Here is a 7,890-nt window from a genome sequence, read left to right on the forward strand (position 1 = left end):
CACGGAAGGCCGGGGGAGACCTGTGCGGGCAGCACGGGCTGCCCGGCGGGCACGGCAGGTGCGCACCGGGGCGATCGAGGGGCGCCGGGAGAGTGGTGGACGCCGGGGAGAGGGGGCGGCCGCGTGGTGCCGGTGGCCGTGGGGGACGGCGGACGGCAGACGGCCTCGATGGGGCAGCCGGCGCGACGGACGGGCCGGCGAGGGACGCACGGGCAGGGGCCGGGTCCGCTGGGAGGGGCGGACGGCCGTGGGCCCGGCGTTGTGGCGGTGACGATCGGGAGAGCTCTGGTCGGAAAGGCCCGGCGCGTGGGCCGGGGCCGCGACTAGGCGGCGGTCGCGACCACCGTGCAGGGCCTTGGCGGCCGGCACAGCGGAGGCCGGGACCGTCCGGCGGCACGGGACGGTTCGGCGAGCGGAGGGTCGTTGATCGCTGTCACGGTGTCACCTCGGCAGGAGGGTCGGGGTGGTGGGCGTGCAGGGCGTACCGGGCGGACGGCCTTGGCGGCGGTCGCGGACCGGCGCCGTGCAGGTCCCCTGTGGATGTTCGTCGGTGCACTGACCGACTGGGGTTGGGGATTTCTATCCTCCCGGCGGCGCCGGAGTCCAGGCTTATCCGGCAAATAGCGCCGAAGGCGGCGTATCTCACAAATACATCCGCCCCATTAGGGGCATTTGGGCAATTTCGGACTATTGGGTGGTTGGCGGTGCCCGCCGCCGGGGCGGCGTACGGGCGGGAGCGCCGCTCCAGGGCGTCGACCGCCGCGGGCGCCGGACCCGTCCCGTGCGGCCCGGGCGGTCCGGGTGGCCCGGAGGTGCCCGGGCCGCCTGCCACCGACCGTGGGTCGGTTCAGGACGTCAGGCGGGCCGGGTACCGAGCGCGAGGGCGAGCCGTTCGGACTGCTCCACAGTGATGCCCTGGGCAAGCTGCACGCCCGAGCGCGGGCTGTACGGGCCGTCGCACTGCAGGATGCCGTCGCACGGCTGCGCCCCGCCGCCGCTGAGCGGCGAACGGCCGGGCGGCGACCAGTGAGCCGCGTCCCACAGCGGATGGTCCAGGAGAAGCGCCGCCACCCGCGGAGCTTCCTCGGCCGGAGCCCCGATCCGGACCAGCGCCTCGGCGATCACCTCTGCCGCGTCCCCGGGCGCGTTGTCGTCGCCGAGGGCGGGCAGCAGGAGCAGCAGCCGGGCGTGGCGGTCGTGGACACCCGGCGCCGTACGGTCGGCGGTGTCGGCGATGTGGGTCAGCTCCGGCCAGGAGAGCCCGGGGCCCGCCTGGTGGCCGTCGACGGTGGCGAGGTGGCCGTGCCGCCGCCAGTCGGGATGGGTGACGAAGTACTCCGTCCCACCGTCGTCCGGGAGGTTCCGGCTCACCACCACCGCGGTGTGCCCGCCCCCGAACGGCACCCGGAACGCCGGCCAGCGCTCCGCGTCCAGCAGCGTCTCGTACACGGCGTCGACATCGGCCTCGTCGGCTCCGAACCACTCCGCGCCCGGTTCGGCGTCCGCGTCGTCCGACTCGCACATCCACAGCAGGTACGCGGCCCAGAAACCCGGGTGCGAGAGCAGTTCCTCCCCGGCCACCAGCGGGGCATCGTCATATCCGTCGATCAGCACCGGGCAAGACTGCCAGCACCGACCGGCACCCCGCACACCCCCCGGAGTGGCGCCGGTCGTCCTCGCCCATGCCGGGCAGGTTCGGTTCACGCCGGCGCCGGCTGCCGGCCTGCTCGCACCGCCGGCCACGCTGCCGCTGCGTCAGGGCGCCAGCACCGTGGACCGGTGGCCGCCTCCTCCCGGCCGTCCCCGTTCCCCTTGGCGCCGCGCAGTGGGGCTCGGGCGAGCGCGCCGGGACTTGAGTGCCCCGCTATCGGTCTTCCAGCAGGCGGTCTCGAAGGAGCGCCACGGACAGTCCTCCAGGAACCCGCTGCCTTCCGTCGGAACCGGTCCGACGGCCCTCAGCTGCCGCCCATCCCGCCCTGGGCGGCGACCATGGTCAGGTTCAGCCCGCTCACCGCCCGGGCCAGGCCCGGGGTCCGGTCGGCGAGCCGGTCGGTGAGTGCGGTGATCCGCCCGGCGTTGGCCTTGCGGTCGTGGCGGGTGAGGACCAGCTTCAGGTGTCCGTGGGCGGCCAGGGCCGCGAGGACCGCGTCGGCGTACGGCGCTTCGGCGACCGGGGCGCCGCCGCGGACGAGCTCGGCCACCCGGACCTGGAGGTCCAGGGCTTCACGCGGGTCGTCCATCGTCACCGTGCGGTGCGGTGCGACCGGGCCGTACGGGTCGCGGTCGGCCATCGTCATGATGCCGAGCACCGCGAGGCGCTCCTCGACGGCCTCGAGGGTGTCGTCGCGGCTGCGCTTGATCCACGACTTCCAGGTGCGGGGGCGGTCGGCCAGTTCGGCGAGCAGCGCGTCCAGGACGCGGTCCCCCGTGGGGCCGGCGTCCACGACCTGCACCCGGCCCGTCCCGTCCTCGGCCGCGGCACCCCGGTGGGAGAGCTCGGCCAGAGCGGCGGCGCGCAGCAGGAACCCGGCGCGCGTGCGGTCCTGCAAGCTCTGGGCGCGGGTGTCGAAGGCCAGCAGATAGGTGGCCAGATGCAGTCCTCGGCTCATGACTCCGACGATACGGCGCCCCTTCCCGCCCGCCATCGACCGACAGGACCAACCGATCCTCCGCCTGTGGGCGCATCCGCACGCCCGGCCGTCGTCCTTGAGTCCCATCGGGTCGGGTTGCGGATGGGGCGTGGGCGGGCCTGGCACACGGCCGGTCCCCAGCGCAGCCCGGGAAGCCGGCCCGAGCACCGAGGTTCCCACCTGGCACGGTGCGACGGGGCGCCCCCGGGCCTGCCTGCGGGGGCGGTGCGAACACCAGACGCTGATCCGAGCGAGGCTGCGGGTGCAAAACGGACAGCGCCGGAGGCGGGAGCGCTAGAGTGGCGCGGCGTGGGGCATGCACATGAATTGGTCGCTGGACGCTACGAGTTGGTCCGGGAAATCGCGAAGGGCGGCATGGGCCGGGTGATCCTCGCCCGCGACCTCGAGCAGTCCGGCCGTGAGGTCGCGCTCAAGGAGATATCTGCTCCGACAGCGCGGGGCGGCGAGTCGGCCGTGGAACTCCAGCGGTTCATGCGCGAGGCGGAGGCGCTCACATCCCTGCGCCACCCCTCGATCGTGGCCGGGTTGGGCCTGGTGGTGCACCACGGCTCTCCTCTCCTCGTGATGGAGTACATCGATGGCCGTTCCCTGGCGGCCGAGCTCGGCGAGCACGGGACGCTGCCGGTGGACCGGGTTGCCCGCATCGGTCTGGCCCTGCTGGGCGCGCTGGGCGCTGCGCACCGTGCCGGGATCGTCCACCGCGACGTCAAGCCCGGCAACGTCCTGCTGGCCGGAGACCGCGCCGTCCTCACCGACTTCGGCATCGCCTACCTCACCCATGTCCCGGGCGAGTTGACGGGCTGCGGCGCTCCCGTCGGCACCGCCCGGTACATGGCGCCCGAGCAGTTGGACGAGCGCCACCCTTCGCCTGCAGTCGACCTGTGGTCGCTGGGTGTGACCCTGTATCACGCGGTCGAGGGCGTGCCGCCATTCTCCGCCGACAGCCTTCCCGTTCTGACGCATGCCATCTGCCACCGACCCCACCGCCGACCCGTCCGGGCCGGGCGGCTCGCGGCGGCATTGGACGCACTCCTCGTCAAGGATCCGCATCGGCGGGCGAGCGCGGAACAGGCCGCCGAGATGCTCAGCGCAGTCCTGGAAGGGCCTGCGAGGGGCGGCTGGCAGGCACCACTCGCGTCGTGGCCGGAACCGCGGACGGCACCCCGGATGCCGGTCGACCACGACGCCGAGACCGCATCGGCACCGGGACGAGTCACCACGACCAGCAGGACCCACCGGATATGGGAAGCGCGTGCCGATCTGCACCCGCCGACGGCCCCGGCGACCCGGCCCGGCCTGCCGGACCGAGTCCGCCGCCGGACCGCGGACCCGCGGCGCGCCCGGCGCAGCGGGCGGCAGGTTGTGCTCCTCACGGTGGCGGCGTGCGTGGTTGCGGCAGGCTCCTTCGCGGCCGCGCTCCGCTGGTGGCCGACGCGGACACCCGAGCTGCACGCCCTGGAGACCACGGCCCCGAGCAGGCCGGTCTTCGACGCCGCGGACTTCGGCTCCGCCACGACCGGAGGTGCGATCCCGGTGCCCGCCGGGGAAGGCAGCGCGAACGACACCGTGCTCGCCACCGGTGTAGGGACGGAGTCCGACCCCTACAGGCGGCGGTTGCAGTTCCAGACCGACCGCGAGTTCCCGGGCGCCTGGATGAGCGAGGGCTCCTGCGTGCTCGTCCACGACGGGTCCCGCACCTACACCGTGCGCCCGTTCGACATGGCATACTCGCTCACCCCCCTGGGCACCGGCCTCTATCCCGGACACATGTCCATCCCCGTGATCTTCCCCGGCCGCTACGAGTACTCCAGCGCCTGCGACCCCGCGCACACCCGGCCGGTCGCACTGGGCACAGCAGCCATGCGCATCGGGGGGACCCTCGATGCCAACGGATTCTCCGCAGCCGTACTCGACAGCTACGCCTCCGGATCCTCCCTCGTGGTGGAGGTCGCCGCGGCACGAACGTTCGCTGCCGTACCGCCCGCGCTCTGCCTCCGCACTGACCACGGGATCGTGCCGGCGCGTGAGGGCACCTCGAGTCTGGGCACCCGCACGGTGACGGTGCAGCGGTTCACCTTCCCCGACTCCTCGCGCGGCACCATCTCGTTCGGCTGCGGCCCCAGTCCACAGGAGGGCGGTGCGGGGGTGGCGGTGGGCGCGGGCTGAGTCCTGCCTCGCGTCGGCTCCGCGGCAGCGGGCCCGACGGAAGGCCGAGCGAGAGCACGGCAGCGGCAACGGCGAGAGGATCACGCTGTTGCCGACCTGGAGACCACAGGTGCGGTGATGTGCAAGCCGAAGTTCCGTGTCCAGGGGCAGAACGGCAGTGTGACAGGCACGGGCATCCTCCGCACGGGGCGTGGCGGCCCGGGGGGCCCTACTGCCCCCCGCGGCCGGGGGTGCCGCACCAGCAGCGGCATCCGACGCTCCCGATTCCGGCAGATCCGCTGATGGGTTCGGGGCCGCTGCTACCCCCGATGTCCAGGCCAGGCTCGGCAACCTGCGTGGACCGATCTCCCGGACGGGCGGCAATCGGGGGTCAGGTGCCCGGCTTCGTCGGCCCCGGCCGGCACTCAGCAGCCGGCGAACTGCGGCACCAACGGCTCGACTCCACGGCTCTCCAACAACTCGGCCAGGGCCTGCTGCTGGGCGGCGGGAGCGCGGTCGGCCCGCCAGAGCCGTACGAGGGTGTCGTCATGGGCCCCGGTGGAGGGGCCGGCCGGGGTGTGGAGGCCGTGGTCCGCGGCAGGCAGCCCGGCGGTCCAGGTGCCGTCGGGGTTGTGGTGCTCCCAGATCAGGGTGCGGGTGAGCAGACCGGTGACGGGGTGGTCCCGGTAGTGGCGGGCCCACTCGGCGTACGGCCAGGTCCGGTCCAGGGGCAGCAGGGCGCGGAGTCGGGTGCGTTCGGCGCTCAGCGTGGACTCGACGTGCTGGGCGAGCCACCGCGTCATGTGGACCTGCTCGTCACCGTGGCGGGCCTTGAAGCCCTTCGGGGAGCGGAAGGGGGACCGGGTGCGGACAGCGCTTCCGTCGGTGTGGATCCAGTCGACGGTCACCTCGCCGCTGCTCTCGAGGGTGACGACAGACTGATAGGAGAGGTTCACCCATGGCGCGCCGCAGGCCGGCGGACCGAGCCGGACCGTCCGATCGGGGCCCAGTCCGCAGGTGGGTACGGTCCGTTCGGCCAGCTGCTCCGGCAGGAGTCCCTGACGTGTCGCCGTCTTCTTGACCACCCTGACGAGGACGAGGTGGCAGTGGGCGCCGGGCTGGACCTCGCGGTGCAGGGTCCACAGCGCGTCCATGGCGGCGAGATCGCCGAGAGCGGTGAAGACCGCGCCGGAGAGGTCGTCGTCGCGCACGAAGTAGCCGTCCAGCACGGAGGCGTTCTTCCGGGCGACGGTCAGCAGGACCTCGACCAGGGCATCGGTGGCCGCCGGATCGGCACCCTTGCCACCGAGCAAGCCGCAGGCCAGCACGAACCCGTTGGCGAGGTGACGGGTGGGGGAGGGCCGCAGCCAGTCGTACTCGATGTTCGGGTCGGTGCGGTTGTGCAGCGAGCCGCCCTCGGCGAGCGCCGCGACGGCCTCGCGGACCAGCTCCGGCGCCCCGTCGGCCTTGAGCAGTGCTTTGGTCCGGCGCTTCCAGGCGCCGTTGGTCCTGCCCCGCCAGTCCCAGAACTCACCACTCGCCGCGAGGTGCAGCACCAGTTCGGTCAGCTCGGGTGAAAGCGCCGCCAACCGGACCCGTATCCGCTGGACCCAGGTGTTCTCGGGATCCAGCAGCTCATCCACGCGTTCGTCCATGCGGTGATCTTGGCAGACGGCGCGGACAGTCTGCCGACGGAGCGTCACCTCTGGTGCGAGCGGAGCTGGGGAACCGGGGGCTCGGGACGGGCTCGAGAGTGCTACGAGTGCTGGTGTCGGGTCCGGCCGGCATGCGCCGCGATCGACGCCCGCCTCGCACCCGGGCTGACGCCGCTCGCCGCCGTGCTGCCCACCCGAGCATGTCCGCCAGGTACCGGGCCACGGGCGTCCGGCAGGTGCAGGTGTGGACACCGTCCCTCCTCGACGGCCCGAAGGAGGCGGAACTCGCCCCCTGCTTCGGATCGATCACCCACCGCCTCGGCGTCGTGGGCGCGGCCCGCATTTCGCCGAGCGGCTGCCCCGGATCCCCGCCCTGGACGCACTGCCGGCGACGCAGCGCGCCAGGGGCTGGACCGGCTGGCCCTGCGCAACCCTCTCAGCCCCGGCGGGGACACCCGGAGCGGTCGAGGCCGTCCTCGCAGCCGTCCGGCGGCTCGGGGGACGAACCCGGCGCCTCGGCCTGACCCGGGCGCCGTCCGCGCAGCTGCCGCCCCGGCCCCGGACGCCGACGTGCTCTTGCGGGGGGACTGGTGGAGGGGACGTCAGAGCTCGAGGTCGGCCTCGATGCGGCGGGCTTGGTGGCGGGCCATGGCCAGGTTGGACCGACTGCGGTCGAGCATCAGGTAGAGGAACAGCCCGGGGTGGCGGGTGAGCGGCCGGATCAGGTGGTACTGGCCGGTCAGGCTGATGAGGATGTCCTCCAGCTTCTGGTCGCCCTGGCCCGCCAGGCCCAGGGCGCGCAGTTCGGCGCGCAGGATGTCGGTCGTGGCGGCGGCCGCGACCGACAGGGTCTCGGTCGGGCCGGCCGTCCCGAGCGCCATGCCGCTGGTGTAGTCGCCCAGGGCGGCCCCGATGGCGCCCTCGATGGTCATCGCTTCCTTGAGCGAGGTCTCGATCCCGGCCATGTGTTCCTCCGACCGTTCGGGCGCAGGGAGGCGTCCCGGCGCGCTGTTGTCCGCTTCTGTCGGGTGAGCCTAGGAAATCGGGCGGCCTCGCTCGCCGAATTGACCGTAAGCGATCGATTCCTGCCGGGGAGGCGTTGCCTCGGCAGCAATGCATGACATGTTGAGTTGATGAATTCTTCATGTTGATAGATCCTGGACCTCATGGCGCCACCCACCGGCGAGCTGCGCGCGGTGGCGCGGGCGCCGGTCCGGCCGCACGAGGGAGCCAGCCCATGAGCACTGCCGACGGCCCCCTGCCCGCGGTCGACCTCGAACGCGCACGGGCGTGCCGGATCTGCGAGGGGTGGGGAACCGTGTCCACGCCCGACGGCAGGGCCTACGTCCCCTGCCGGGCCTGCCAGAGGAGTCCCGGCGATCGGCCGGCAGCACCGGACGCCGACCCTGCACCGACACGGGCCGAGGGCGTGACGGGGG

General features: G+C 73.4%; 6 protein-coding genes. 2 read left to right on the plus strand and 4 right to left on the minus strand.

The genetic code is table 11. From position 1 onward, the window contains the following. Nucleotides 1–855 precede the first annotated feature (855 nt). Together ABZ641_RS19925 and ABZ641_RS19930 are read right to left on the minus strand one after the other, a co-directional pair. A complete protein-coding gene (locus tag ABZ641_RS19925; protein ID WP_359983471.1) occupies nucleotides 856–1,614 on the minus strand; it encodes a hypothetical protein in 759 nt (252 codons plus the stop codon). A gap of 341 nt (nucleotides 1,615–1,955) precedes the next feature. After that, a complete protein-coding gene (locus ABZ641_RS19930; protein ID WP_344627063.1) occupies nucleotides 1,956–2,609 on the minus strand; it encodes a GPP34 family phosphoprotein in 654 nt (217 codons plus the stop codon). A 369-nt stretch (nucleotides 2,610–2,978) separates the two neighbouring features. Here ABZ641_RS19930 and ABZ641_RS19935 point away from each other — a divergent pair, with 369 nt between their 5' ends. Then, nucleotides 2,979–4,817, plus strand: a complete 1,839-nt coding sequence (locus ABZ641_RS19935) for a serine/threonine-protein kinase (RefSeq protein ID WP_359983474.1) — start codon at nucleotides 2,979–2,981, stop codon at nucleotides 4,815–4,817. A 404-nt stretch (nucleotides 4,818–5,221) separates the two neighbouring features. Here the strand turns inward: ABZ641_RS19935 and ABZ641_RS19940 are convergent, their stop codons facing one another. Further along, complete coding sequence (locus ABZ641_RS19940; RefSeq protein WP_359983476.1) at nucleotides 5,222–6,451, minus strand: DUF4132 domain-containing protein; 1,230 nt, start codon at nucleotides 6,449–6,451, stop codon at nucleotides 5,222–5,224. 602 nt (nucleotides 6,452–7,053) lie between these two features. Next, nucleotides 7,054–7,416, minus strand: a complete 363-nt coding sequence (locus ABZ641_RS19945) for a hypothetical protein (RefSeq protein WP_359983479.1) — start codon at nucleotides 7,414–7,416, stop codon at nucleotides 7,054–7,056. 272 nt (nucleotides 7,417–7,688) lie between these two features. Here ABZ641_RS19945 and ABZ641_RS19950 point away from each other — a divergent pair. Continuing rightward, nucleotides 7,689–7,890, plus strand: a 202-nt coding sequence (locus ABZ641_RS19950) for a hypothetical protein (RefSeq protein WP_359983482.1), incomplete at its 3' end; no start/stop codon positions are given.

This window comes from Kitasatospora sp. NPDC007106, assembly GCF_040634455.1.
Lineage (GTDB): Bacteria > Actinomycetota > Actinomycetes > Streptomycetales > Streptomycetaceae > Kitasatospora > Kitasatospora arboriphila.

Coding starts and splice junctions, on each gene's coding strand:
- ABZ641_RS19940 (WP_359983476.1), bottom strand. CDS start 6,451: ATGGACGAACGCGTGGATGAGCTGCTGGATCCCGAGAACACCTGGGTC.
- ABZ641_RS19930 (WP_344627063.1), bottom strand. CDS start 2,609: ATGAGCCGAGGACTGCATCTGGCCACCTATCTGCTGGCCTTCGACACC.
- ABZ641_RS19945 (WP_359983479.1), bottom strand. CDS start 7,416: ATGGCCGGGATCGAGACCTCGCTCAAGGAAGCGATGACCATCGAGGGC.